This window comes from Serratia sp. MF1(2023) (assembly GCF_030954545.1).
GTDB classification, from domain to species: domain Bacteria; phylum Pseudomonadota; class Gammaproteobacteria; order Enterobacterales; family Enterobacteriaceae; genus Serratia; species Serratia sarumanii.
In genome coordinates, this window is sequence record NZ_JAVHUX010000012.1 from 1 (window position 1) to 25,237 (window position 25,237).

General features: G+C 54.1%; 23 protein-coding genes and 1 tRNA gene. 18 read left to right on the top strand and 6 right to left on the bottom strand.

What is annotated here, in order from left to right:
• Positions 1-171: 171 nt before the first annotated feature.
• Positions 172-1,632, bottom strand: a complete 1,461-nt coding sequence (pepD, locus tag REA38_RS06730) for a beta-Ala-His dipeptidase (RefSeq protein ID WP_049196487.1) — start codon at positions 1,630-1,632, stop codon at positions 172-174.
• Positions 1,633-1,971: 339 nt separating this feature from the next.
• On the opposite strand from pepD, the gene gpt reads away from it, so the two are divergent.
• The 7 genes from gpt (at position 1,972) to REA38_RS06765 (ending at position 8,673) form a co-directional block, all read left to right on the top strand.
• Positions 1,972-2,430, top strand: coding sequence for a xanthine phosphoribosyltransferase (gene gpt / locus REA38_RS06735; RefSeq protein WP_033637215.1), 459 nt, complete (start codon positions 1,972-1,974; stop codon positions 2,428-2,430).
• 141 nt (positions 2,431-2,571) lie between these two features.
• On the top strand, positions 2,572-3,819 hold the full coding sequence (gene frsA / locus REA38_RS06740) for an esterase FrsA (RefSeq protein ID WP_033653332.1): 1,248 nt from the start codon (positions 2,572-2,574) through the stop codon (positions 3,817-3,819).
• Positions 3,820-3,879: 60 nt separating this feature from the next.
• On the top strand, positions 3,880-4,281 hold the full coding sequence (gene crl, locus REA38_RS06745) for a sigma factor-binding protein Crl (RefSeq protein ID WP_004930258.1): 402 nt from the start codon (positions 3,880-3,882) through the stop codon (positions 4,279-4,281).
• 116 nt (positions 4,282-4,397) lie between these two features.
• The gene (proB, locus tag REA38_RS06750; RefSeq protein WP_033637217.1) at positions 4,398-5,501 is read left to right on the top strand and encodes a glutamate 5-kinase; all 1,104 of its coding nucleotides are present in this window, start codon (positions 4,398-4,400) and stop codon (positions 5,499-5,501) included.
• 9 nt (positions 5,502-5,510) lie between these two features.
• Positions 5,511-6,764: a glutamate-5-semialdehyde dehydrogenase gene (gene proA / locus REA38_RS06755; protein WP_308885417.1), complete on the top strand. Its 1,254-nt coding sequence runs from the start codon at positions 5,511-5,513 to the stop codon at positions 6,762-6,764.
• Between the two features lie 180 nt (positions 6,765-6,944).
• Positions 6,945-7,020: transfer RNA gene (locus REA38_RS06760), tRNA-Thr, on the top strand.
• Positions 7,021-7,482: 462 nt separating this feature from the next.
• Positions 7,483-8,673 carry a multidrug effflux MFS transporter gene (locus REA38_RS06765; protein ID WP_308885419.1) on the top strand — a complete coding sequence of 397 codons (1,191 nt, stop codon included), beginning with the start codon at positions 7,483-7,485 and terminating at the stop codon, positions 8,671-8,673.
• A 174-nt stretch (positions 8,674-8,847) separates the two neighbouring features.
• Here the strand turns inward: REA38_RS06765 and REA38_RS06770 are convergent, their stop codons facing one another.
• Positions 8,848-9,858 (bottom strand): alpha/beta hydrolase, encoded by a 1,011-nt coding sequence (locus tag REA38_RS06770; protein WP_374213776.1) that lies wholly within the window; start codon positions 9,856-9,858, stop codon positions 8,848-8,850.
• A 290-nt stretch (positions 9,859-10,148) separates the two neighbouring features.
• On the opposite strand from REA38_RS06770, the gene REA38_RS06775 reads away from it, so the two are divergent.
• The 8 genes from REA38_RS06775 to REA38_RS06810 all read left to right on the top strand — a co-directional run bounded on the left by REA38_RS06775 (position 10,149) and on the right by REA38_RS06810 (position 17,593).
• Entirely contained in the window at positions 10,149-11,315 is a 1,167-nt protein-coding gene (locus REA38_RS06775; RefSeq protein ID WP_308885424.1) for an aldo/keto reductase, read from the top strand.
• 14 nt (positions 11,316-11,329) lie between these two features.
• The gene (locus REA38_RS06780) at positions 11,330-12,010 is read left to right on the top strand and encodes a heavy metal response regulator transcription factor (RefSeq protein WP_197839149.1); all 681 of its coding nucleotides are present in this window, start codon (positions 11,330-11,332) and stop codon (positions 12,008-12,010) included.
• Positions 12,011-12,024: 14 nt separating this feature from the next.
• Positions 12,025-13,482, top strand: a complete 1,458-nt coding sequence (locus tag REA38_RS06785) for a heavy metal sensor histidine kinase (RefSeq protein ID WP_308885427.1) — start codon at positions 12,025-12,027, stop codon at positions 13,480-13,482.
• 64 nt (positions 13,483-13,546) lie between these two features.
• On the top strand, positions 13,547-14,026 hold the full coding sequence (locus REA38_RS06790; protein ID WP_060452689.1) for a cupin domain-containing protein: 480 nt from the start codon (positions 13,547-13,549) through the stop codon (positions 14,024-14,026).
• Positions 14,004-14,765, top strand: coding sequence for a carboxymuconolactone decarboxylase family protein (locus REA38_RS06795; RefSeq protein ID WP_308885429.1), 762 nt, complete (start codon positions 14,004-14,006; stop codon positions 14,763-14,765). Before REA38_RS06790 ends, REA38_RS06795 begins: the two co-directional genes overlap by 23 nt.
• Before the next feature lie 9 nt (positions 14,766-14,774).
• Complete coding sequence (locus tag REA38_RS06800; protein ID WP_308885431.1) at positions 14,775-15,359, top strand: flavodoxin; 585 nt, start codon at positions 14,775-14,777, stop codon at positions 15,357-15,359.
• Between the two features lie 107 nt (positions 15,360-15,466).
• Entirely contained in the window at positions 15,467-16,531 is a 1,065-nt protein-coding gene (locus REA38_RS06805) for an alpha/beta fold hydrolase (RefSeq protein WP_193145750.1), read from the top strand.
• 210 nt (positions 16,532-16,741) lie between these two features.
• Positions 16,742-17,593: an aldo/keto reductase gene (locus REA38_RS06810; protein ID WP_041033513.1), complete on the top strand. Its 852-nt coding sequence runs from the start codon at positions 16,742-16,744 to the stop codon at positions 17,591-17,593.
• 171 nt (positions 17,594-17,764) lie between these two features.
• Here REA38_RS06810 and REA38_RS06815 read toward each other — a convergent pair whose 3' ends face one another.
• Positions 17,765-18,658, bottom strand: a complete 894-nt coding sequence (locus REA38_RS06815; protein ID WP_041033515.1) for a LysR family transcriptional regulator — start codon at positions 18,656-18,658, stop codon at positions 17,765-17,767.
• 148 nt (positions 18,659-18,806) lie between these two features.
• Here REA38_RS06815 and REA38_RS06820 point away from each other — a divergent pair, with 148 nt between their 5' ends.
• Complete coding sequence (locus REA38_RS06820; RefSeq protein ID WP_308885436.1) at positions 18,807-19,598, top strand: SDR family oxidoreductase; 792 nt, start codon at positions 18,807-18,809, stop codon at positions 19,596-19,598.
• 392 nt (positions 19,599-19,990) lie between these two features.
• On the opposite strand, the gene REA38_RS06825 is transcribed toward REA38_RS06820, so the two are convergent.
• Both REA38_RS06825 and REA38_RS06830 read right to left on the bottom strand, forming a co-directional pair.
• On the bottom strand, positions 19,991-21,118 hold the full coding sequence (locus REA38_RS06825; RefSeq protein ID WP_308414722.1) for an MFS transporter: 1,128 nt from the start codon (positions 21,116-21,118) through the stop codon (positions 19,991-19,993).
• 140 nt (positions 21,119-21,258) lie between these two features.
• A complete protein-coding gene (locus REA38_RS06830) occupies positions 21,259-22,395 on the bottom strand; it encodes an alpha/beta hydrolase (protein ID WP_033647518.1) in 1,137 nt (378 codons plus the stop codon).
• 187 nt (positions 22,396-22,582) lie between these two features.
• On the opposite strand from REA38_RS06830, the gene REA38_RS06835 reads away from it, so the two are divergent.
• A complete protein-coding gene (locus REA38_RS06835) occupies positions 22,583-23,467 on the top strand; it encodes a LysR family transcriptional regulator (RefSeq protein WP_308885439.1) in 885 nt (294 codons plus the stop codon).
• 614 nt (positions 23,468-24,081) lie between these two features.
• Positions 24,082-24,300: a TM2 domain-containing protein gene (locus REA38_RS06840; protein ID WP_015376761.1), complete on the top strand. Its 219-nt coding sequence runs from the start codon at positions 24,082-24,084 to the stop codon at positions 24,298-24,300.
• A gap of 50 nt (positions 24,301-24,350) precedes the next feature.
• On the opposite strand, the gene REA38_RS06845 is transcribed toward REA38_RS06840, so the two are convergent.
• Positions 24,351-24,881: a hypothetical protein gene (locus tag REA38_RS06845; RefSeq protein WP_039567038.1), complete on the bottom strand. Its 531-nt coding sequence runs from the start codon at positions 24,879-24,881 to the stop codon at positions 24,351-24,353.
• Positions 24,882-25,237: the final 356 nt, after the last annotated feature.

Sequence of the window (25,237 nt, forward strand, 5' to 3'; positions counted from 1 at the left end):
AGAACGTTGTATGAACAGGCAAAATGGCTGGTGTTGCCAGGTCGCAGAGAGCGAAGTTATCCGAGAGAGCTCAGAGCCAGAAGCAGGAAATATCCAGATAAAAAAGTTGCTGGCCACCCTTAAGTGACCAGCATTAGGCAAGTCGCCGGCTTTTTGCGTTAAGCGCGCGGCTTATGCGCGCTCAGGGATCGCTTTCAGCAGCGAGGTCAGCAGCTTCCAGTACAGACCGACGCTTTCGATATGCACTTGCTCATCCGGCGAGTGCGGGCCGGTGATGGTTGGCCCGATCGATACCATGTCCATGTTTGGATACGGCTTTTTGAACAGACCGCATTCCAGGCCGGCGTGGATCACCATGATGTTCGGCGTCTTGTCGAACAGCTCCTGATACAGCTCGCGCACCAGGTGCATCACCGGCGAGTCGGCGTCCGGCTGCCAGCCCGGGTAGCCGCCCTTCGGCGCCACCTTGGCGCCGGCCAGCTGGCCCAGCGCGGTCAGCATCTCGACCACGTAGTCTTTGCCGCTGTCGATAAGGGAGCGGATCAGGCAGATGATTTCCGCTTCGTTTTCGCTGGTGGTGACCACGCCGACGTTCAGCGAGGTTTCCACCACGCCTTTTACCGCGTCGCTCATGCGGATCACGCCGTTCGGCGTGCCGTTCAGCAGCGCCAGGAAGCGCTGCTGGCTGTCGGCGCTCAGCGCCTGCCAAGCGCTGGTGGTCGGCTCCAGCAGCACGGTGATGTTCTTCTCTTTGGCGGAGAGTTCGTTCTGCAGCACCGCCAGGAACTCCTGGCTCAGCGCTTTCAGCGCGTCGGCCTTGTCCGCCGGCACCGCAACCACCGCAGAGGCTTCACGCGGGATGGCGTTGCGCAAGGTGCCGCCGTTCAGATCCAGCACGCGCAGGTTCAGCGCCGCCGCATGGGCGAACAAGAAGCGCGCCAGCAGCTTGTTGGCGTTGCCCAGACCGACGTGGATCTCGGCGCCGGAGTGGCCGCCTTTCAGGCCCTTGAGGGTCAGCTTCAGGGTTTGATAACCGGCCGGCACCGCTTCGCGCTGCAGCGGCAGGGTAGTGATGAAGTCGATACCGCCGGCGCAACCCATGTAGATTTCGCCTTCTTCTTCGGAGTCGGTATTGATCAGGATATCCGCCTGCAGCCAGTTCGGCTGCAGCCCGAAGGCGCCGTCCATGCCGGCCTCTTCGGTCATGGTCAGCAGCACTTCCAGCGGGCCGTGCTCAACGCTGTCGTCGGCCAGCACCGCCAGGGCGGAGGCCATGCCGATGCCATTGTCGGCGCCCAGCGTGGTGCCGCGCGCTTTCACCCACTCGCCGGCGATATAAGGCTGGATCGGATCCTTGGCGAAATCGTGCACGGTGTCGTTATTCTTTTGCGGCACCATGTCCAGGTGCGCCTGCAGCGCGACCGGCTTACGATTTTCCATGCCTTTGGTGGCCGGCTTGCGCAGCAGGATATTGCCGACCGGATCGCGCTCGGCGTGCAGGTTCTTTTCTTTGGCCCAGGTGAGGATGTGCTGCGCCAGCGCTTCTTCATGATAAGAAGGGTGGGGGATAGAACAGATCTTGGCGAAAATATCCCACAGCGGCTGTGGCGAAAGCTGAGACAATTCAGACACTATAAGTCTCCTGTGACGGCAGGCTCCGACAGGACGGGCGTGCCGCGCGGTTAAGGTGAGCGGGTATCTGTGCGTCGTGGCACGATCACCAGAGAATATCACTTTATTTCCGGCGGTGCGCGCACCGTATTGTGCGGTTTAAGCGCTTGATCACACGGCTTCGCTGCGGGAACGTTCGCTTTTTCAGCATCAATCACCGAAAAGCCGCGCGGCGGAAATCGCGAGGTTTTCCTCGGTACAACTGGAATTCAACGCGGCCAGTCTCTATAATCTCGCGCAACCTTTTTTCCCCTGAACTATAAAGTAAGCCGCTTCACCAGCCGGCTGGGACACGATTCTATGAGCGAAAAATACGTTGTTACCTGGGATATGCTGCAAATGCACGCACGCAAGCTGGCGCACCGCCTGCTGCCTGCCGACAAATGGACGGGCATCATTGCCGTAAGCCGCGGCGGCCTGGTGCCGGCGGCTCTGCTGGCGCGCGAACTGGGCATCCGCCATGTGGATACCGTCTGCATTTCCAGCTACGACCATGACAACCAACGCGAAATGAAAGTGCTCAAGCGCGCCGAAGGCGACGGTGAAGGCTTCATCGTGGTGGATGATTTGGTGGATACTGGCGGCACCGCGAAAGCGATCCGCGATATGTACCCGAAAGCGCATTTCGTCACCATCTTCGCCAAACCGGCGGGCCGTCCGCTGGTGGACGACTACGTGGTCGATATCCCGCAGGACACCTGGATCGAACAGCCGTGGGATATGGGCGTCAGCTTCGTTCCACCGATCGGCGGCCGCTAAGCCCAGCCAGTTCCAAGCAAACGCCCGGTTATGCCGGGCGTTTGCGTTATTTTGGTTTCTCCCGCCAGAGTTAGGTACACTACCTCCAGTTAAGTAGGCCTTTTGCGGCCTATCGCCAGATTTACGGAGGCTGTTGTTACCATGGCACAGGCCAACCTTTCTGAAATTCTTTTCAAGCCCAAATTCAAACACCCTGAAACCTCGACGCTGGTGCTGCGCGCGCGCAACAAAGTGAGCGCCGCCATGCATTCCGCATTGGAAGGCGACACCACCGGCAGCTGGTACCGCATGCTGAATCCGCTGCTGTGGGCCTGGCGTGGCGTCAGCCCGATCGAAATCCACGAAGTGCTGGCGCGCATCGCCGCCTCCGACGCCGAACGCAGCAATCCGCAGCGGCTGGATACCGTGGTGGGCTACCGCAACGGCAACTGGATCTACGAGTGGATCCATCAGGGCATGCAGTGGCAGCAGCGGGCGACGGAGCAGCAGGATCCGCTGCTCGGCGGCCAATACTGGCTGAAGGCCGCGAGCCTGTACAGCATCGCCGGTTACCCGCACCTGAAGGGCGACGAGCTGGCCGAACAGGCGGAGATGCTCGCCAACCGCGCGTACGAAGAGGCGGCGCTGCTGCTGCCGTATCAGTTGAAAGAGCTGGAGTTCCGCATCGAAGGCGGCGCCAGCGTCACCGGCTTCCTGCACATGCCGGAGAAGGGCGAAGCGCCGTTCCCGACGGTGCTGATGTGCGGCAGCCTCGATACGCTGCAGACCGACTATCATCGCCTGTTCCGCGACTACCTGGCGCCGCACGGCATCGCCATGCTGACGCTCGACATGCCGTCGATCGGCTCCTCCTGCAAATGGAAGCTGACGCAGGATTCCAGCTACCTGCACCAGCAGGTGCTGATCCAGCTGGCCTCGGTGCCGTGGGTGGATCATCAGCGGGTGAGCGCCTTCGGCTTCCGCTTCGGCGCCAACGTGGCGGTGCGGTTGGCCTACCTGGAGCCGCAGCGGCTGCGCGGCGTAGCCTGCCTGGGGCCGGTGGTGCATCGCCTGCTGTGCGACAGCAGCACCCAACTGAACGTACCGGACATGTATATGGACGTGCTGGCCAGCCGCATGGGCATGGCCAACGCCTCCGACAACGTGCTGAAGGTGGAGCTGAACAGCTACTCGCTGAAAATGCAGGGGCTGCTGGGGCGCCGTTGCCCGACGCCGATGATCTCCGGCTACTGGGAGCGCGATACGCTCAGCCCGAAAGAGGAGTCGCAGCTGATCGTCACCTCCTCGGTGAGCGGCAAGCTGGTCGCCATCCCACGCACCCCGGTTTACGACAGTTTCCACCGGGCGTTGCTGCAAATGTCCGGCTGGCTGAAGGACAAAATGCGTTAATTAGTTGCTAAATTTTAACAGTTTGTTAAAAAGAGTGGTCTACATTGAGGAGGTTAGAGAATGACGTTACCGAGTGGTCACCCTAAAAGCCGACTAATGAAACGTTTTGCCAGCTTGGGGCCGTACCTGCGTGAAGGGCAATGTGAAAACGACCGTTTTTTCTTTGATTGTTTGGCCGTCTGCGTCAATGTAAAGCCCGCTCCGGAGAAGCGCGAGTTCTGGGGCTGGTGGATGGAGCTGCAGGCGGAAGAGGCGCGCTTCACCTATTCGTACCAATTCGGCCTGTTCGACAAAGAAGGCGACTGGACGGCGCAAAACATTAAGGATGATGAAGTGAACGCCAAGCTGGAAGACACCCTGCGCGACTTCCATCGCCGCCTGGGCGAGCTGCTGGCGACCATGGAACTGGGGCTGGAACCCGCCGACGATTTCAAAGAAAAACTGATCAAACTCTCCGCCTGACCCCGTTTGACCACGTATTGTGCTGATTTCGCGTTGTGCCTGTTGGCATAACGCGTCTCTCCTGTTACAAAGACCTTTGCACTCTTCTTCTCATCATTACACACGGCAGAAATACTATGAACGGCAGCCAGACATTGGTTGTGAAATTGGGCACCAGCGTGTTGACCGGCGGATCGCTGCGTCTGAACCGCGCCCACATCGTCGAATTGGTGCGCCAGTGCGCGCAGCAACACGCCGCGGGCCACCGCATCGTCATCGTCACCTCCGGCGCCATCGCCGCCGGGCGCGAACACCTGGGCTACCCCGAGCTGCCCGCCACTATCGCTTCCAAGCAGCTGCTGGCGGCGGTGGGGCAGAGCCGGCTGATCCAGCTGTGGGAACAGCTGTTTTCCATTTACGGCATCCACGTCGGGCAGATGCTGCTGACGCGCGCCGATCTGGAAGACCGCGAGCGCTTCCTCAACGCGCGCGACACCATGACGGCGCTGCTGGACAACCGCATCGTGCCGGTAATCAATGAGAACGACGCCGTCGCCACCGCCGAAATCAAGGTGGGCGACAACGATAACCTGTCGGCGCTGGCGGCCATTCTGGCCGGGGCCGACAAACTGCTGCTGCTGACCGATCAGCAGGGCCTCTACACCGCCGATCCGCGCAACAACCCGCAGGCCGAACTGATCCGTGAAGTGCACGGCATCGATGACGCGCTGCGCGCCATCGCCGGCGACAGCGTCTCCGGCCTGGGCACTGGTGGCATGGGCACCAAGCTGCAGGCGGCCGACGTGGCCTGCCGCGCCGGCATCGACGTGGTGATCGCCGCGGGCAGCAAACCGGGCGTGGTGGCGGACGTGATCGAAGGCAAACCGGTGGGCACCCGTTTCCACGCGCTGGAAACCCCGCTGGAAAACCGCAAACGCTGGATCTTTGGCGCGCCGCCGGCCGGCGAGATCACCGTCGACGATGGCGCGGTGGAAGCGATGATGGCACGCGGCAGTTCGCTGCTGCCGAAGGGCATTCGCGATGTGAAGGGCGACTTCTCGCGCGGCGAAGTGATCCGCATCCGCAACCTGGCGGGGCGCGATCTGGCGCACGGCGTCAGCCGCTACAACAGCGACGCGATGCGCATGATCGCCGGGCACCACTCGCAGGAAATCAGCGAAATCCTCGGTTATGAATACGGTCCGGTGGCAGTGCACCGCGACGATATGATTGTCAGTTAAGGAGTGAGCATGCTGGAGCAGATGGGGAAGGCCGCCAAGCAGGCCTCCTGGCAGCTGGCGGTGCTGAGCACGGCGAAGAAGAATCAGGTGCTGTCGGTGATGGCCGACAGGCTGGAGGCCAACAGCGAAGCGATCCTGTTGGCGAACGAACAAGACATGGCGCAGGCGCGCGCCACCGGCATGAGCGAAGCGCTGCTCGATCGCCTGCTGCTGACCCCGGCGCGGCTGGCGGCGATCGCCAACGACGTGCGCCAGGTGTGCCGCCTGAACGACCCGGTCGGCCACGTGCTGGACGGCAACCTGCTGGACAGCGGGCTGAAGCTGGAGCGCCGCCGGGTGCCGCTCGGCGTGATCGGCGTGATTTACGAGGCGCGGCCCAACGTCACCATCGACGTCGCCAGCCTGTGCCTGAAAACCGGCAACGCGGTGATCCTGCGCGGTGGTAAAGAGACGCATAACACCAACCAGGCGACGGTGCAAGTGATCCAGCAGGCGCTGGAACAGTGCGGCCTGCCGGCGGCGGCGGTGCAGGCGATCGACAGCCCGGATCGCGCGCTGGTGAACGAACTGCTGCGCCTGGATCGCTATGTCGACATGCTGATCCCGCGCGGCGGCGCCGGCCTGCACAAGCTGTGCCGCGAGCAATCGACCATCCCGGTGATCACCGGCGGCATCGGCGTGTGCCACACCTACGTGGATGCCGATGTCGATTTCGACAAGGCGCTGACGGTGATTGAAAACGCCAAGATCCAGCGCCCGAGCGCCTGTAACTCGCTGGAAACGCTGCTGGTGAACCGCAGCATCGCCGCCGAGTTCCTGCCGGCGCTGAGCGCCAAAATGGCGGCGGCGGGCGTGACGCTGCACGCGGCGGAAAACGCGCTGCCGCTGCTGCAGGGCGGCCCGGCGACGGTGGTGCCGGTGAACGCGGAGGATTACGACGACGAATGGCTCTCGCTGGATCTGAACGTGTTGCTGGTGGACGATATCGATCAGGCCATCGACCACATCCGCACCCACGGCACCAACCACTCCGACGCGATCCTCACCCGCTCGCTGAGCAGCGCAGAGCACTTCGTGCGCGCGGTGGACTCTTCGGCGGTGTACGTCAACGCCAGCACCCGCTTCACCGACGGCGGCCAGTTCGGCCTGGGCGCGGAAGTGGCGGTGAGTACCCAGAAACTGCACGCCCGCGGCCCGATGGGCCTGGACGCGCTGACCACCTACAAGTGGATTGGCTACGGCGACGATCTGGTGCGCAGCTAAGGCCGGATTGCGGTCATAAAGACGTCAGGGCGTAGCGTGCTGCGCCCTGAGTGTTTTTGGGGGCACGGCAGTATCACTGCTTGCAAAACAACCAAACGCCCCGGCGGCTATTGACTCATTTCGCGCGCAGGTCTACCTTGTTCAACGCACTTCCGGCTTGCCCCGCAGGCCCGGCGCGATGCCGATATAGCTCAGTTGGTAGAGCAGCGCATTCGTAATGCGAAGGTCGTAGGTTCGACTCCTATTATCGGCACCATACTCTCTTCCTACCACATCCTTGATTATCCCTAAACGCTTTGAATTACAATGAATCGATTGGTTTGTTGTCCGGTAAAATCCGGCGCGCGCGTACTTCTGTTCGGTCTTGAATTTCTATACACATGCGACTTAATAATTTACAAGTCTGTAATGGCAAACTAATCCCTCACCTTACACATATCAGTGATGGATTGGGGCTGTCTCTCTACAACCCCAATGTGACCTGCGCAGCGTTCGGAAGAGGTGTTGAAAGGGGCTGCCTAAAATGAAAAAGCAACGGCCAGGATAAATACGCTCATTAATGAGCGTATTTTCCGCAATAGGCTGCAACTTTTGCCTCAGGCCGTGAGGGGGCGCTATTCATGAGCAGCGCTCATAAACTCTATCCTTAAGCAGCTCATTATTATTCACATCCGGGGCTGTAATATATTCCACATGAATACCATACATGTGGAACCCCATGAGCAACGCATTGCAATACTCAAAGAAAACGTCAGGGATGATTTTTGTTATCACACTCAGTGCATTAATGGCTGTAACGTCCTTGTCAACAGATATCTATTTACCGGCTATGCCCCTTATGGCTAAAGACTTGCGGGGTAATGCAGAGTTGACAATTACCGGTTTCTTGATTGGTTTTTGCCTGGCTCAACTGATTTGGGGGCCAGTTAGCGATCGCTTCGGACGACGTCTGCCACTGTTCATAGGAATGGGGTTATTCGTTATAGGCTCCATGGGCTGCGCGTTATCAACCGATATCGGGCAAATTATTTTCTGGCGTGTTTTTCAGGCATTAGGTGCCTGTACCGGTCCGATGCTGGCTCGTGCAATGATACGTGACTTGTTTAGCCGCACTCGCGCTGCGCAAATGTTATCGACCCTGATGATTATTATGGCTATCGCGCCGATTGCTGGTCCCCTAATTGGCGGACAAATGATTAAAGTCACCTCATGGCACGCCATTTTCTGGTTACTGGCGATTATCGGAGCATTGATGCTGATGTCTTTATTCTGGTTGCCGGAGACATTACCTGCTGAGAAACGCTCGCAAACCTCCGTAACCAAAGCCTTTAAAAACTACTTTACCTTGCTAACCAACACCAGATACATGCGGTTTACTCTGTGCCTGACCTTCTATTACGTCGCGGCCTATGCCTTTATCACGGGCTCCCCGTTTGTGTACATCACGTACTTTGGTGTTGATCCGCAACATTACGGTTGGCTATTTGCCATCAACATTGTCGGATTAATGGCGGTGAGTATGGTCAACAGACGCCTGGTTCACCGCTATCCCCTGGAAATGCTACTCAAGAATGCCGTATTCATCGCTACTATTGCGGCATTAGTGCTGGCAGTCACAACCGGTCTGGGCGTAGGTGGATTATTCTTGATTGTCGGGGCTGTGTTCGTGTTCTTCTCCATGAATGGCATCATCGCGGCAACATCCACCGCTTGCGCACTTGACGCAGTGCCTAATGTTGCAGGTTCAGCGTCGGCATTAATGGGAGCATTTCAATACGGCAGTGGCATCATATCTTCACTGCTGCTGGCTCTGTTCAGCGATGGCTCACCCTGGACGATGGGATGGATCATTGCAGTATTTACAGCAGCCAGCACCTTGATAGCGCTTACCATTCAGATAAAAAAATAACCATTACGCACTCCCTATGTTGGGTTTATGAATTTCATTCATAGAGGCTATTCAGTGAACGCAATTATCTTTCTTCCCGACTTCGTTAGTCTTAGATGCATGCCTGAATAAGCACTGCTCAAGTTCTTGAAACGGCCAGCCTGTCAGGCTGGCCGGGGTATCGTCAGATACGGATTAAATATTTTTATCGAAGAAGACGTCTAACTTTTGCATTGCCTGATCAACGTATTTAGGCACCCAATACGTCTCGATATGAGTAGCGCCATCGATCAGGAAGAGTTCTTTGTCCTTCGTACCGGTGGCTTTCGCGAACGCATCTTCAGTCATATAGAGCGTATCCGCTTTTGTACCTGCAATCATCAGCAGCGGTTTATTGATGAGATTGATATGGTCCGTTACGTCAAAGCTCATTAAATCCAACAGGCTGCTGGTGGTGTATTTAAACGTGGAGTTCGGGTGGGCGTGAGTTTTCCAGTAGTACTCGTAGCCCTGGCGATATAAGGCAAAAGGTAATTTAGCAATCTGTTCATCAGTCAGGTTGGCATCGCCGGAGTAAAGCACTTCGCCTCCGGCTGCTTCCTGAGCACGTGCGTCAGAAGCCTGCTGAAGACGCTGCTGGATAGTGTCCCGCTGCGAATCCTGCATACCGTTGCGGCGCACAAGTCCTGAATTAAACATGCTGATGGTTGCAATCGATTTGAACCGTTTGTCAGTTTCGGCCGCAACAAGTGAATACCCGCCGCCTCCGCAAATACCCAGCAGACCAAGGCGGGCGGTATCCACACCAGGATACTGGTTGATGTAGTCAGCCATCCCGTGGATATCTTCGATGCGATTAGCAGGTTTATCCACGCTGCGAGGCACACCACCGCTAGCGCCCTGATAAGCCGCATCGGCGGTAATCGTGACGTAGCCCTGTTCGGCGAGACGCTGGGCATACAACCCGGCGACCTGTTCTTTTACGCCCCCATTAGGATGTGCAACCACCACCGCAGGATATTTTTTGGCGGGATCGTAGTTAGCAGGGGTATAGACATTCGCAGCAATCTGGATGCCATGCAGATCGTATTTCACTGGATGAATGTTGACCTTGCCTTTGACGTTCTCAGTGATGGCTCCGTCATAGGCCAGTGTGAATGGGTTTTTTTTGTAATCAGCCGCATTGACTGTGGTAACTCCAGCCATTGCCGTTAGCAGTATTGCACTTATAAGAGTGAGTTTCATGGTCATCTCCCGATGGGTATCAGCCTGCTTAAGCAAGCTCGCGGAATCAAATTTGCAGGCTCAGATTAGAAGGGGAGAGCTGTCAGCATCGTGACAGGGAAATAACATTTTTGTCAGGAAACAGACTGGGATAGGTAGGTGTTTCTGACAACGCTGTCAGGTAGCCGTCAGCTTTATGTTGGCAATCACGACGCAGAATGGTCTCGCTTAAATGAGATTCATGTTCAATTTTCTGAGAAACGGAGCGATCAATGAAAAGCCAGAATGACCTAACAATGCCAGAGCGGCGCAAGCTATTAGTCGCCGGGGCCGGTATTGCCGCCGCCTCGCTGATTCCGCACGTATCAGCGGCGAGCCAATCCTCTCAGGTCGATTCATCCAGACAACCCAGCCAACGCAATACTGCTCCGGGCAAACGTAAACTCGGGAAGCAGGAAGTTTCTGCCGTCGGTCTGGGCGTGCAGAACATGAGTCGCAAATACGACACTTCCGTTCCCTGGCGTCCCGAGATGATCAATGTTATCCACCGGGCATTTGATGAAGGGGTGACGTTTTTCGACGCAGCTGAAGCCTACGGCCCGTTTGAAGTCGAAAAAATTCTCGGGGAAGGCGTCGCCCCGTTCAGGGACAAAATCGTTATCGCCACCAAGTTTGGCTGGAACATTGACCAACAGACGGGGAAGCGTCTGCCGGGCCTTAACAGCAGACCGGAGCATATCAGGCAGGTCGTCGACAATATGCTCAAGCGCCTGCGTACCGATCGCATCGATTTACTGTATCAACACCGGGTTGATCCACAGATCCCCATCGAAGATGTCGCCGATGTGGTGAAAGATTTAATGGATCAAGGAAAAGTCCTGCACTGGGGTCTGTCTGAAATGGGCATCAACACGTTGAGGCGCGCCCATGCAACATTATCCGTTACCGCCGTGCAAAGTGAATACTCCATGCTCTGGCGCGGCCCTGAAAAACAGGTGCTTCCAGTGTGTGAAGAGCTGGGCATTGGGTTCGTGCCATGGAGTCCACTCGGCGTGCAGTTTTTAACGGGCTGGATTGATGAGAATACCCGGTTCGCTGCCGGTGATTTCCGCGCGACAGAAGCGCGTTTCTCGCCTGAAAACTTGCCACACAACTTACAGCTGGTTGAACTACTGAAATCCTGGGCAATACGAAAAAATGCGGCACCGGGACAGATTGCGCTGGCATGGCTCCTGGCGCGTAAACCCTGGATTGTTCCCATCCCTGGCACCACCAATAAAGACCATATGCTGCAAAACACAGCGGCTACCGGCGTATCGCTGACTTACGCTGAGATGACCGAGCTCACCCGCTCACTGGATGCCATTACTATCCAAGGTCAACGTCTGCCGGATGCCGTGCAGGTTTATTCAGATGTTGAAGCACCGATGAAAAGTTAAGAGGAAGTCCCGTTATGCGCCTGTTGTTAGTCGAAGATGAAGAAAAAACGTCAACCTATCTCAACCGTGCGTTGAGTGAGTCCGGATTTACGGTTGATGTCTCTGCAGATGGTGCCGAAGGTCTTCATTACGCGCTGGAGTTCGACTACGACGCGATAATACTGGATGTGATGCTGCCGGGGATGGATGGTTACCGGGTACTTGAGGGGGTGCGAGCAGCCAAACAGACGCCGGTGCTGATGCTTTCTGCGCGGGGATCGGTCGACGAGCGCGTCAAAGGACTTCGTCTTGGCGCGGATGATTATCTCCCTAAACCCTTTTCTCTCATTGAACTGGTGGCGCGCATCCAGGCGCTGGTGCGTCGCCGCGCGACGGACGGTGCAGACATCACCCAGTTGCAAATTCACGATCTGCATCTCGACTTACTGGCTCGCCGGGTTTTTCGTGCCGGAACGAGATTGGAGCTGACCGCAAAAGAGTTTTCCCTGCTGAGCCTTTTGGCCCGACATCAGGGGGAGATTCTGTCAAAGATGATGATTGCGGAGCAGATATGGGACATGAATTTTGATAGCGATGCCAACGTGGTTGAAGTTGCCATTAAACGTCTTCGAGCCAAAGTTGATACTCCTTTCGATATCAAACTGTTACATACCGTTCGTGGCATGGGATATGTCCTCGAAGTCCGGTCTGAATAATGAAGGGGACAAGCATGCTTAAGCGTTCCATCTCCGTTCACCTGGCGCTGATGTTTGCCTTATCCGCGCTGCTGATTGTGTCCGTTATCGGTATCCTGCTCAGAAGCTCCTTGCATGACTCTTTGCAAAAGCAGATGCACAACGAGCTGTTGTTCCGGGAATCATTAATGAGTCCGTGGATCACCGCACGAGTCTCGGCTGACGGTTGGTCACTGCTTGCCAATAAATTCACTGTATTAACCAATTCTGAAGGTGAGCGCGTTCGCTACTGGATAGTGAGCGATAACCCGCGCTTTAGCATGGGGGGAACACCACCGGTGGGGGTTCAGTGGTCGTCTTTGCAGGAAGGCTTTAATAAAGTGCCCGGCGCATCGGACGGTGCATGCTCGCTGTTCCTGTTAGTGAACACCATCCCCGCGAACGATGAAAGGCCTGAACTGCGTTTTGTGGTTGCCATCGACTCCACGCCGTACATGGGCACACTCGATGCGTTCACGCGTACATTGCTGATCATTACCGCACTGGGCGTAGTGATTGTCGCCTTACTGGGATACATCGTCTCAAGGATCGGTCTTCGTCCCGTTGGTACTCTCAGTAAACAGGCCCGGCATCTCGCACCCGGGGACAATGGCCAGCGCCTGAATACCCGCGCTTTACCCAAAGAACTGCAGCAACTGGCATCATCATTTAATGGCGTGTTAGCGCGTCAGGAAATCGCCTGGCGACAGCTCGACAGCTTTAACGCCGATGTTGCGCATGAACTCCGTACACCGCTGACCAACCTTATCGGCCAGACGCAACTGGGCCTCTCGCGCCGACGTTCGCAAGATGAACTGGAAGAGTTATTAGGTTCCAATTTGGAAGAGCTTGAACGCATGACGTCGATAGTTAACGACATGCTGTTCTTGTCCCATGCCCACGCGGGTGAACATGCTTCTCAGCTTATGCAGGTCTCCCTGCGAGAAGAAACCCTGAAAACAGCGGAGTATGTTGAACCCTCTTTTGCTGAAAAACAGCTTTCTCTGGATGTAGAAGGCGATGTCACCGCGCACATCGACCGGCGACTGTTCCACCGTTCACTGGCTAATTTACTGGAAAATAGCGCAAGACACTCACCCTTCAATAGCACGGTTACGGTGCGGGTAAGCGAAAAAAACCATCAAGCCTGTGTTGAGGTTTCTAACCCTGGCGATCCGATAACACCAGAACACTTACATCGGCTTTTCGAGCGGTTCTATCGCGTTGACACCTCCCGAGCCAGGAGTGATACCCATCATGGGCTGGGCCTGTCGATCGTGCGTGCCGTCGCCATTATGCACCGAGGGGATGTCTTTGCCCGTAGTGAAGGTGGCATCAATACATTTGGCCTCACCTTTGCGATGCAAGCGGGTAAAGCGGCGGGCAATGCTTACCCCGACACTGAGCCGGGGCCTGGGTTAACTGACAGAATTGTCAGGGGGGCGTCAGCCTGACGTCATTACGCCCTCGATAAAATCATCGCAGGCAATTCCCTCTACATCGATAAGGACGCTTTGCATGATCGGACATTTACGTTACCTCGGGGTGTTACTGCCCCTCTTCACATTTTCATCCTGGGCAGCGGAACAAAATCCCGCTGTTCATATCGCCCCCGCAGGAAGTCAGAACGCGGTGTACGGGCCAGCCGAGAACTTTACCGGTCGCGTCCGGGTTGATCCTCTCTTCAAACCGGATAACGACATCAATGTTTCCGGGGCTTATGTCACCTTTGAACCCGGCGCTCGTTCCGCTTGGCATACGCATCCGGCAGGTCAGCGGCTGATTGTGACCTCGGGTGTTGGGCTAACGCAACAAGCAGGCCAGCCGGTACAGGTTATCCGCGCTGGCGACGTTGTTTCTTGCCCGGCGGGCGTCAAACACTGGCACGGGGCGGCACCCGGCAGCGCGATGACGCATCTGGCGATAACCGGGATTGTGGATGGCAAAAGCGTTAACTGGATGGAGAAAGTGACAGATGAACAATACCACGGCCATTAAGGCATTAGCGGCAGCGGTACTGCTGACCTTTGGTTTTGGTCTCACGGCACATGCTGCGCCCGCCAATAAAGGAGCCTCGGAAATGAACCACGAACAAACGGTTTCAGCTACGTTGTCAGCCCGCCAACAGGCCATCCCGTTGATTGCGGCATCGATGGCCAGCAGCCAGATGGATAAGCTGAATACCGCACTGAACCAAGGACTTGACGCCGGGCTCACGATAAACGAAACCAAAGAGATTCTCGTCCAGCTTTATGCCTACACGGGATTCCCCCGTAGCCTGAATGCGCTTAGTGAATTGATGAAGGTCGTCGAAGCACGTAAACAACGTGGCATCCAAGACCTTGAGGGGAAAGAACCCGCTGCCCCGATTCCTGTCGGGGATGAACTTCGCCGTGTCGGTACCGCAAACCAGACGAAAATCTCAGGCGCTCCCGTCCAGGGCCCACTGTTTGATTTTGCACCGGTGATTAACCAGTTCCTGCAAACGCATCTGTTCGGGGACATTTTCGCCCGCGATAACCTCGACTGGCAAAGCCGCGAGCTGGCAACGGTTGGCGCATTGGCGGCCACACCAGGCGTTGAAGCCCAGCTGTTATCGCATACGCGAGCAAGCATACGGGTTGGCCTGACGGCAGCGCAGCTGCGCCAGTTGGCACAGGTTCTGCGTGAACATGGCGAAAATGATGCGGCTACGCGAGCTGAAAAGGCGCTGCAGCAGGCGCTCGCTAACAATTAGGAGTTAGTAATGGAGCATGATCCCAACCGCAGAATGTTGATCACCGCACTTGCCGGGCTCACGCTGGCGAACGTCTCCCTGGCGACAGCTGCCACCGGAAACGCAAACGTGCAGGGTAAAAGTCGAATTCTGGTGGCCTACTTTTCTCGCAGCGGAAATACACGGGTGATTGCGGGCGTCATTCACCGTAGCCTGAACACCGACCTATCTGAAATTGAACCGGCAACACCTTATCCGGAAGACTATTTTCAGACCGTTGAACAGGCGAAAAATGAGCGTGAGCGAGGAGTCAAACCCGCATTGAAAAATAGCGTCGCAGATATCTCACGCTACGAGACCGTGTATTTAGGCTTTCCGATCTGGGGGACCAGCGTGCCGCCTGTCGTGCAAGCATTTCTCAGCAGCCACAACCTTGCGGGCAAACTACTCATCCCCTTCATTACTCACGGTGGCTATGGTAAAGGAGACAGCGACGACATCCTTGCCAGTCTCGCGCCAACAGCTCGCCGGGAAAAACCGCTGGTCATTGAATGTGACCAGGAACGAAGAACGACTGAAACGGTCACCCGTTGGTTAGAGACCATACGCAATTAATCGTGCGAATTCATGAGTCTGCCAAATAAGGGCAATCAGGGGGGCTAAATAATTATCGCTGACAACTCAGATATGATTGAACGGCAAACATAACAGAGGATGTAATCTTGAAGACAATCTTAAAAACGCTGGCCATCTGCGTGATGGCGGGTGGCCTGGTGGCGCAGTCGGTATACGCTGAGCCGCTGGTCATTCAGGAACAGGGAAGCTTTTCTGCTGGTGGCACTATCATCACCGCACCAGGAACATTTGACGCAAAAAAGCCGCTGGATTCTGCTGGCCAAACCTACCATGGCGATCATGCTTCTGTGTTCTACCAAATCCCGGAAAATCCGCATAAATACCCTATCCTGATGCTGCACGGCGCAGGTCAGTTCTCCCGTACCTGGGAGAGCACTCCGGATGGTCGTGAAGGTTTCCAGAACATCTTCCTGCGGCGTGGATTCTCAACTTATCTTGTCGATCAGCCACGTCGGGGCAGCGCCGGGCGCACGACTGTAGAAGGTACCGTTACGCCTAAACCGGATGAACAGATGTGGTTCAACCAGTTCCGCGTTGGCGTGTGGCCGGAGTATTTTAAAGGCGTTCAGTTCTCTCACGACAAAGAAGCGTTGAACCAGTATTTCCGTCAGATGACCCCGAATACCGGGCCGTTTGATATCAATGTCATCTCTGATGCGATGTCCGCCGTCGTAGATAAATCCGGCCCGGCTATCCTCTTCACTCACTCTCAGGGTGGTGGACCAGGCTGGTACACGGCGATGAAAAACGACAAGGTCAAAGCCATTGTCGCCTTCGAGCCAGGCAGCAGCTTTGTCTTCCCGGAGAAGGAACTCCCAGCCCCTATGCCAAGCGCGTTCGACACGCTGAAGGGGGAGCCTGTGCCAATGGAGCAGTTTATGGCACTGACCAAAATCCCGATTCTGATTATTTACGGCGACAACATACCGGATAAACCCGTCGCCATGCCCGCGCAGGACAGCTGGCGCGTGCGCCTGGCAATGGCTCGTGAGTGGCGTGACGTGGTGAACAAGCATGGCGGGGATGTTACTGTGACGCATCTGCCAGAGGTAGGGATCAAAGGCAATACTCACTTCCCGTTTTCTGACCTCAACAATGTGCAGATTGCTGATTTGGTGAGTCAGTTTCTGAAAGAGAAAAAACTGCAGTAGAGCTAGATAGTATTGAGCCCTCAATCATGAGGGCTCAATACAAACATCAGCTTTACAAAAAATAAAGTAGCCTAATCCTGGCATAAAGTCGGCCGTCAGCCTCCTCTAAATTAATGAGTACGTCTAATAAACCCTAGCTAATTATCCCACCTAATCGAATAAATCACTTTGAGTTATGCTTTTCCAACACAACAGATGAAGGATAACGTCATGCAAACTGTAAAACTGAACAACGGTATTGAAATGCCCCTGCTGGGCTTTGGTGTGTTTCAGATGTCTGATGCCGCTGAATGCGAAAGAGCCGTTATTGATGCCATCGATACGGGATACCGTCTGATCGATACCGCCGCGTCTTACCAGAATGAAACCCAGGTCGGGAATGCGCTGAAACAGATCGGTATCGCCCGTAACGAACTCTTTGTTACAACCAAACTGTGGCTGCAGGATACTAACTACGAAGGCGCTAAAGCACAGTTCGAACGCTCTCTGAATCGACTTCAACTCGATTACGTTGACCTGTACCTGATTCACCAGCCTTACGGTGATGTCCATGGGGCGTGGCGGGCCATGGAAGAATTGCAACAGGCAGGCAAAATTCGCGCCATTGGTGTCAGCAACTTCCATCCTGACAGACTGGCCGATCTTATCGCCTTCAACAACGTTGCCCCTGCGGTAAACCAAATTGAAGTTAACCCCTTTAACCAGCAACTGCATGCCGTTCCATGGATGCAAAGCCGTGGCATTCAGCCGGAGGCCTGGGCACCGTTTGCAGAAGGTAAAAATGGCCTGTTCCAGCATCCCGTGTTAACAGCGATTGGTCAGAAGTACGGCAAAAGTGTAGGCCAGGTGGTGCTGCGGTGGATCTTCCAGCGAGGCATCATTTCGCTGGCGAAATCAGTGCGGAAAGAACGTATGGAAGAGAACATCAACATTCTCGATTTTGAACTCAGTTCTGAAGATATGCTGCAGATCGCCGCACTCGATACCGCAACCAGCGCCTTCTTTTCTCACCGCGACCCCGCGATGGTGGAATGGCTGACTGGCCGCAAACTTGATGTTTAAGTCGCAATAAGGAGGTATTCATTCAATGCAAAAACGTTATCTGGGCAAATCCGGACTTGAAGTCTCCGCGCTTGAAACGATTAAAATTGTCGGCGAACGTTACTCTCCTGAGCACCAGGCTCGCGTAGGCCGTTAATTGCCCGGACGGGTCTGCAGTGAATGGCGGACTCGTTATTCCGAGTAGCGAAGTGCATCGATCATCAGTGCAAACGCGGGCGGATGCTGCTTACGGCTCGGGTAGTAAAGATAGTATCCGGGGAAAGATGGACACCAGTCCTGCAGAACCTGAATAAGCTCTCCTGACTTTATATAATCCTGCACCCTGTCCTCAGGTATGCAGGCAATGCCAAAACCGGATAACGCCGCATCAATCCTTTCCGCCTGCAGATTAAACGTGACCTGGCCTTCCACTCTGACTCGTAACGGTTTCCCATCCTTCTCAAACTCCCAATGGTAAAGTCCACCGGCTGTTGGCAGGCGCATATTGATGCACCGATGATTTTGTAGCTCGTGCGGCGTTTCAGGTGCAGGATTTGCAGCGAAATAAGATGGTGCTCCCACTACGGCCATTCTCATGTCCGGCCCAATTCTCACCGCAATCATATCTTTATCCACGCTTTCACCCAGACGGATCCCGGCATCGAAACGCCTCTCAACAATATCGACAAAGCCGTTATCAACCACCAGTTCGAGATTAATTTCCGGATATTCCCTGAGGAAGGGTTTTAACTTCGGCCATACCAGATTTCGCGCGGCATGCTCTCCGGCAGATAAACGGATATTGCCGGAGGCAGTGCCGTTCAGTTGAACAAGCGATTCCAGTTCCTGTTCAAGATCGGCAATACGAGGTTCAAGGCAGGCAATAATCCTCTCGCCGGCTTCTGTAGGGGCTACGCTTCTGGTCGTGCGGGTCAGAAGGCGGATATTCAGCCTTTCCTCCAGTGCCTTCATCGCGTGGCTGAGTGCAGACTGGGAAACGCCCAGCTTACCCGCTGCTTTGGTAAAACTTCGCTCCCTCGCTACCACAAGAAAGATTTGCAGTTCGTTGAAATTTTCTTTGAGCATTGGCGATTTCCTTATGGAAGCATTCCCTTCAAAGCGCATTTATGAAGGGTGTTCATAGACACAATCATTTTAGCCCCATTACTGGAAATAATGAAAATTGATATTCTGACTGTATCGAAAATAAGTCTGAATTATCAGAAGGTTTATCATGAAAGTACTCATTGCAGGCGCGACAGGAAGTGTTGGTCTTCATGTCGTGAATACCGCCATTGAAATGGGCCATCAGCCCGTAGCGCTGGTCAGAAACAAGAGAAAAGTAAAATTGCTTCCTCGTGAAACTGATGTTTTTTACGGTGATGTTTCAATGCCTGAGACATTGGTAGATTTACCGAAAGATGTTGAGGCAGTCATTTTTACTCTCGGTTCCGATGGCCAGGGGCGCATTGGGGCTAGAGCGATAGATTATGGCGGCGTGCGTAATATCCTGAAAGTGTTGAAGGATGTACCTGTTCGCATTGCTTTAATGACAACAATTGGTGTCACCGAGCGGCTCAGTACATGGAATCAACGTACTGAGGTTCATGACTGGAAAAGACGTGCTGAACGTCTGGTCAGGGCTAGCGGTCACCCCTATACCATCGTCAGGCCCGGCTGGTTTGATTACAACAATGATGATGAACACAAACTCGTCATGCTTCAGGGAGACCGACGCCATGCTGGAACGCCTGAAGATGGTGTGATATCTCGTAAACAAATAGCCCGTGTATTGATAAGTGCTCTGAGTTGTGACGCGGCAATAAATAAAACGTTGGAATTGGTGGCGGTGAAGGGTCGAGAGCAAGTTAATATTGAAGCTTTATTTTATAAGCTAAAACGAGATGTTTCTTCAAAGAACGACGGAGTTGATGACCTTGACAATATGCCAGTGGACGATGAAGCGGCTTGTATAAAATCAGATTTGGCTGATATCAAAATGAATAATGGAAATGAAGCGGGCTGATTGCCGAAATATAGCGCCGTGTAAAGAATGATGCGTCGCCCTGTAGGGCAGGGCATGCCTTGCCCATTAGATGCTCACTTGTTACACGGCCTATAGTAGTAGTGCTCAGAATGCATATAGCAACATCAGGGATTCATATTGGTGTGTGGTTAGATTCCCTTGCAAAAATAAGTTTATTAAAAAAATTGGTTGAAGATGTTTTTTACTCCTGTCATCGGCACCCTCATCTCTTCCTACCACATCCTTAATTATCCCTAAACGCTTTGAATTACAATGAATCGATTGGTTTGTTGTCCGGTAAAAACCGGCGCGCGCGTACTTCTGTTCGGTCTTGAATTTTCGGCTAGCTTTCACTGCCATGGCTGAGAGTTCGTTTGAACAAACTGATTACGCTAGTACGTATTGCTATTTTGACGGGACGTAAGAAACGCCATCGCTACCGCACCAAGAAGTAATAAGCCACTCAAGCCAAAAGTACTTCGCCATCCCAGGCTGTCAAACATCATGCCACCTGCCGTTGAACCAAGGGCAATCGAGAGCTGAATCACCGCAACCATCAGGCCGCCTCCGGCTTCCGCATCCTCGGGCAGCGTGCGTGTAATCCATGTCCACCATCCCGTTGGCGCGGCGGTTGCCAGCATGCCCCAGAGGCCTAACAGCAACGAGACAGCCCAAACGTTATGCCCGGCAAGAATCAGGGCGATGGCAATGACAGCCATCAGCCCAGGAATGGCCATCAGCGTTAGATAGAATTTCCTATTGAGGAATGCCGGGACAACCAGCGTGCCAATAAAACCGGCTACACCGATAACCAGTAAAATTAACGACAAGCCAGAGAAATCAACCCGCGTCACCAATTCCAGAAACGGACGCACATAGGTAAATAACGCAAACTGCCCCATAAAGAACAGGCCACAAGCCAGCATGCCAATGGAGACAACAGGGCGACTGAGCAGGCGCAATACGGATCCGCGTGACGCAGGGTTATTATTGCCGTTCATACCCGGCAGACTCACGCACTGCCAGATAAAGGCAGCGGCCGCGACGGGGACCAGGCACAAGAAAGCGCCTCGCCATCCGATGGTCGCTCCAAGATAGCTCCCCAGCGGCGCTGCCACTACCGTCGCCAGCGCATTGCCGGCGTTGAAAATAGCCAGCGCACGCGTAACCTGATGCTGTGGCACCAGACGAATTGCCGTTGCCGCAGACATCGACCAGAATCCACCGATCGCAATACCTATCATCGCGCGGCCTGCCATATACATCAGATAGTTGGAAGCCAGTGCGATAACGAGCCCCGACACGGCCATCAGAATCGTCATCCCCAGCAGTAAGTACTTGCGATTCACATTTCCAGCCAACGTCGAAAGCGTCAGGCTGGTCAGGACGGCCAGCGCGCCGGAGATGGCAATTCCCTGTCCCGCCAGCCCCTCCGTCACGTCTAAATCACGGGCAATCGGCGTAAGCAGGCTGACGGGCATAAATTCCGATGCAATCAGCACAAAGACGCACAGGGTCATGGCAAAAATGCCGCTCCAGTAAGCGGGCTGATTATTCGGTGATGGTGTTTGGCTAAGTGCAGACATAGTCAGATTTCACGGAAGTCAGAATAAAAGCCACCCGCGTAGACAGGCGGCTTTTAATGTTGTCAGTAGAGGGGCTATTTCAGATTGGCTTTGAAAAATTGTTCGAACTTAGCGAAAGGTATTTTACCGGCCGCATTGTCGTACAGGTCCACATGATTTGCACCGGGGACAATCACCAGCTCTTTTTCTTTACTGCCGACCGCCTTATAAGCATCTTCGGCAAAATAGCGTGAATGGGCTTTTTCACCGGTCACGATAAGCGTCGGGATAGTAATTTCGCTGGCGTAGCTCAGCAGCGGCATATTCATAAACGACAGCGGCATCGTTGCCGTCCACGCCCCGGTCGAGTTAACGGAGCGTTCGTGGAAACCGCGCGGCATGCGGTAGTAATCAAAGAACTCCTTCAGCACCGGATGCGGATCGGCCGGCAGGGTTTCTGGCAGAATGCGCTCACCCGCGCTGACCTTGCCATTGCTGTCGACGTTAATATCATGGCCACCTCGTGCGAACGTTCCGCTTTCCGCATCCTTCCAGCGTTGTTCATTCAGATACTGCAGAACGGCACGACGGTCGGCGGTCGAATAACGGTCTTTGCCATCACCTACGCCATGGCCCATCGCCCGGCTCATGTCGTACATCACGCTGGTGGCCACCGCTTTGACGCGGGTATCCATCGCGGCGTCGTTTAACGCCATGCCGCCCCAGCCGCAAATGCCGAGCAGCCCAATACGGTTGCGATCCACCTCTTTTTGCAGCCCCAAGAAATCTACCGCCGCGCTGAAATCTTCCGTGTTGATATCCGGCGAGGCGACGTTACGCGGATAGCCGCCGCTTTCCCCCGTATAAGAAGGGTCGAACGCCAGGGTAACAAATCCCTGTTCCGCCAGCGTTTGCGCATACAGGCCGCTGGATTGCTCCTTCACCGCGCCAAAAGGCCCGCTGACGGCAATCGCCGCCAGCTTGCGATCGCCACGATCTTTGGGGAGATAAAGGTCGCCCACTAAGGTGATCCCATATCGATTCTGAAACGAGACCTTACGATGATCGACTTTCTGGCTCTCGGCAAACGTCTTGTCCCATTTATCGATCATCGAAACAGGAGCATTCGGATTGACTGAATCAGCATAACTCATTGTCGTGACTCCACTTAATGATGCGAATAACAGCATGGCAGGCATTGCGGTTTTTAGCGTTCGGGTGAAAGCTTTCATAAAAATCCCCATGAAAAACAAGATAGAGAGACAGGTTTCCTACGGACAACGCTGCTGTGCTTTGTTTTGATGGGCTCATTATAGTGAGCAGAATTAATGCTGATTAGAGGGAGATAATTGCTAAGATTAATACCATATTGTTATAAATTAATGCTGAGACTGGCGTCATTCTTGGGGGAGTAAATCAATGGCAAAAAGGGAGAACTACAACGAGCTTTACCTGTTTATGCAGGTAGTACGGGAAGGCAGTTTTACCGCTGCGGCTCACAGGCTTGGCCTGGCTCAATCGGGGATAAGCCGTTCTGTTCGCGAGCTTGAAGAAAGGTTAGGTGTCCAGCTACTGGTGCGCACCACGCGTAAGCTATCGCTGACGCAAGCGGGTGAGCAGCTCTATCAGAAAACGGAGTCCGGATTTGATACCTTAGATCTTGGGCTTGCGACACTGGCGCATTATCGTGAGACCCCTTCCGGCACGGTCCGCATCAATGCCAGCCAGCACGCGATTGATAAATGCCTGCTGCCAAAGCTTGCGGTATTTAAACAGCGCTATCCTGATATCAGGCTCGAACTCATGAACGAGAGCCGGTTCGTCGATATTATCGAGGAAAGATTCGATGCAGGCGTACGTCTTGGGCCTGAAGTAGGCCAGGGCATGGTCGCGGTGCGTATTACGCCCGATATGGAGATGGCGATTGTGGGGACTCCTGAACATTTTCGTCGTTACGGTTTTCCACAAAATCCTGCGGATTTAAAGACACATCCCTGTATCGCCTATCAGCTTGCCGACGGCAACCTATACCAGTGGGAACTCCATCAGGATGATAAAAAAATCACTCATCGGCCGGAAGGGCAATGGGCCTTATCTGACAGCTATATGGAGGTAGAAGCCGCGCGGCTGGGCCTGGGGCTGGCCTATGTTCCTGTCGAGTTGGTTGCCGATGATTTAGAGCGTGGGGTGCTAATCAGGGTATTACAGCGTTACAGCCTGCGAATGGAAGGGTTATTTCTTTATTATCCCCATCGCAATGTATCCCCCGCCCTAAGAATGGTCATTGAGACATTGAAAATTTGAGAGTTGCGATGGCCGCTCCTGCACTGTGCAGGATGGACGGCAAAGCCGCTTGTATAAAGCAGACTTAGTTGACATCAAAATGAATGATGGAAATGAGGTAAACCGATTGGCGAAATACAACGCCGTATGAAGGACGATGCGTCGGGCGATAGGGGCGATCAATAGTAATGGCTGAGCGGCCTGGCCTATTAGATGCTCACTTGCCACACCGGCTTTGACGCCATTGGTTCAAATAGGCGAACCCTGGTGTACGGTAGGGTGATGGCTGTTAATCGGATAATTAATTGAATTAAATACTAAATTCCGATTGCCAACAGAGAGTGCAATTTTCCTGTCACTCTTTTTTGCAGCGGATTAAATATGGCGCTGTTAATAACTTATGCCTCAGGGATAGTACGGAGGGATAGCGCATAGTCAAATCAATGCGATCTCCCATTTGTCTACCGTTTCGCCGGTTAAACAACCGTTTAATTAATTACTGTTATAATTACTCCCGTTGAGCCTTGCAGGAGTGAATGTTTTTCTCCGTAAGCATTGCGATGCGGCGCTCTCTGGAGCGGCATCCGTTTTTTGGACATGCCGGTGGTTCGGTGAGAAGTAAGGAGAAGTGCACTATGAGTAGAAAAGACAAGCTCGCGGCGGCCCTGCTGGCCATCTTCCTGGGTGGGCTGGGCATTCACAAGTTTTACTTAGGGATGAAGTGGTGGGGGCTGTTCTACCTGCTGTTCTGCTGGACGGGGATCCCGGCGATTGTCGGCTTTATCGAAGGCATTATTTATCTGTTCCAATCGGAAGAGAAATTCAATCAGAAATACAATCCTGGTCTGATTTAATGCTTTGCTGACGGCGCTTCCTGTTAAGGGAAGCGCCGTTTTTCGTTCCGTTACTGTTTCTTCATCATCTTGCCGCGCATTTCTTCACTCATCATTTTATTCGAGCTGGAGATCACGCAGTTATATTGCTTGCCTTGGTTAATGACCATAAAGGTGCTGACCGGATTTTTAAAATCCTTGTCGATGGTGAAATAAATATACGCCTGCGGCAGCGCGGCCGGTTTAAAGGCGCCGAAGGCATACACATCCGCCAGGCCTAGCGCGGAGAGATCGACCGTCAGTTCCATCGGCTGTTTATCGTTTGGCGATGGGAACATCGATTTGGCCGACATCATCATGGTGCTGCTGTTGATGGTGTAATCGGTTTTGACCTTCATGCCCATATATTTCGATTCCGGCATGGAAAGTTCTTTTTTGCAGGCGGCGTCGTGCTGCGGCGCCGGGCTGCCGTTTTCCATCACGGCGTGCACGTGTTCCAGCGTCACTTCCGCGTTGCCGGTGGTAGGCTGCGCATCGGCCGCGTAAGCCGCGCCGCTGAAGGCGGCCACAGAGGTAAGGATAATGCCTGTAACGATTTTCATTGTCGCTCTCCGAAATGCTAATAATGATATTAATTGCGGTGTGTAGCCTATTGGCCTGATAAAACGCAAAGTTACTCGTTCCGTGGAGATCAAATATCCTCGGAATTTTTATAGTAAATAGTGTTTCACCCACGCGGTGCGCGAGGTTGGTTTAATTATCTTGAGGGTCTTGCTTTTTTGTTTTTCAGTACGTTTACCTGCATATAAAGAGTATGTCTAAACATAGTCAATGTTTAGAATATGCACAAATTATTGCGGTTTTTTCCCGCTTTAATTCTTTGCATTTTAATACGGGTTTAAATATTGCATTGAGATACAGAGAGTTATCTTTTCTACGTTAAAATCACTCAGTGAAG

Excerpts from the sequence above, each read along its gene's own strand:
- frsA (WP_033653332.1), top strand. The coding sequence starts at position 2,572 with ATGGCACAGGCCAACCTTTCTGAAATTCTTTTCAAGCCCAAATTCAAA.
- REA38_RS06775 (WP_308885424.1), top strand. The coding sequence starts at position 10,149 with ATGAAAAGCCAGAATGACCTAACAATGCCAGAGCGGCGCAAGCTATTA.
- REA38_RS06830 (WP_033647518.1), bottom strand. The coding sequence starts at position 22,395 with ATGAAAGCTTTCACCCGAACGCTAAAAACCGCAATGCCTGCCATGCTG.
- REA38_RS06845 (WP_039567038.1), bottom strand. The coding sequence starts at position 24,881 with ATGAAAATCGTTACAGGCATTATCCTTACCTCTGTGGCCGCCTTCAGC.
- proA (WP_308885417.1), top strand. The coding sequence starts at position 5,511 with ATGCTGGAGCAGATGGGGAAGGCCGCCAAGCAGGCCTCCTGGCAGCTG.
- REA38_RS06820 (WP_308885436.1), top strand. The coding sequence starts at position 18,807 with ATGAAAGTACTCATTGCAGGCGCGACAGGAAGTGTTGGTCTTCATGTC.
- REA38_RS06800 (WP_308885431.1), top strand. The coding sequence starts at position 14,775 with ATGGAGCATGATCCCAACCGCAGAATGTTGATCACCGCACTTGCCGGG.
- REA38_RS06815 (WP_041033515.1), bottom strand. The coding sequence starts at position 18,658 with ATGCTCAAAGAAAATTTCAACGAACTGCAAATCTTTCTTGTGGTAGCG.
- crl (WP_004930258.1), top strand. The coding sequence starts at position 3,880 with ATGACGTTACCGAGTGGTCACCCTAAAAGCCGACTAATGAAACGTTTT.
- REA38_RS06835 (WP_308885439.1), top strand. The coding sequence starts at position 22,583 with ATGGCAAAAAGGGAGAACTACAACGAGCTTTACCTGTTTATGCAGGTA.
- REA38_RS06780 (WP_197839149.1), top strand. The coding sequence starts at position 11,330 with ATGCGCCTGTTGTTAGTCGAAGATGAAGAAAAAACGTCAACCTATCTC.
- REA38_RS06770 (WP_374213776.1), bottom strand. The coding sequence starts at position 9,858 with ATGGCTGGAGTTACCACAGTCAATGCGGCTGATTACAAAAAAAACCCA.
- REA38_RS06825 (WP_308414722.1), bottom strand. The coding sequence starts at position 21,118 with ATGACCCTGTGCGTCTTTGTGCTGATTGCATCGGAATTTATGCCCGTC.
- proB (WP_033637217.1), top strand. The coding sequence starts at position 4,398 with ATGAACGGCAGCCAGACATTGGTTGTGAAATTGGGCACCAGCGTGTTG.
- REA38_RS06765 (WP_308885419.1), top strand. The coding sequence starts at position 7,483 with ATGAGCAACGCATTGCAATACTCAAAGAAAACGTCAGGGATGATTTTT.
- REA38_RS06785 (WP_308885427.1), top strand. The coding sequence starts at position 12,025 with ATGCTTAAGCGTTCCATCTCCGTTCACCTGGCGCTGATGTTTGCCTTA.
- REA38_RS06790 (WP_060452689.1), top strand. The coding sequence starts at position 13,547 with ATGATCGGACATTTACGTTACCTCGGGGTGTTACTGCCCCTCTTCACA.
- REA38_RS06810 (WP_041033513.1), top strand. The coding sequence starts at position 16,742 with ATGCAAACTGTAAAACTGAACAACGGTATTGAAATGCCCCTGCTGGGC.
- gpt (WP_033637215.1), top strand. The coding sequence starts at position 1,972 with ATGAGCGAAAAATACGTTGTTACCTGGGATATGCTGCAAATGCACGCA.
- REA38_RS06795 (WP_308885429.1), top strand. The coding sequence starts at position 14,004 with ATGAACAATACCACGGCCATTAAGGCATTAGCGGCAGCGGTACTGCTG.
- REA38_RS06840 (WP_015376761.1), top strand. The coding sequence starts at position 24,082 with ATGAGTAGAAAAGACAAGCTCGCGGCGGCCCTGCTGGCCATCTTCCTG.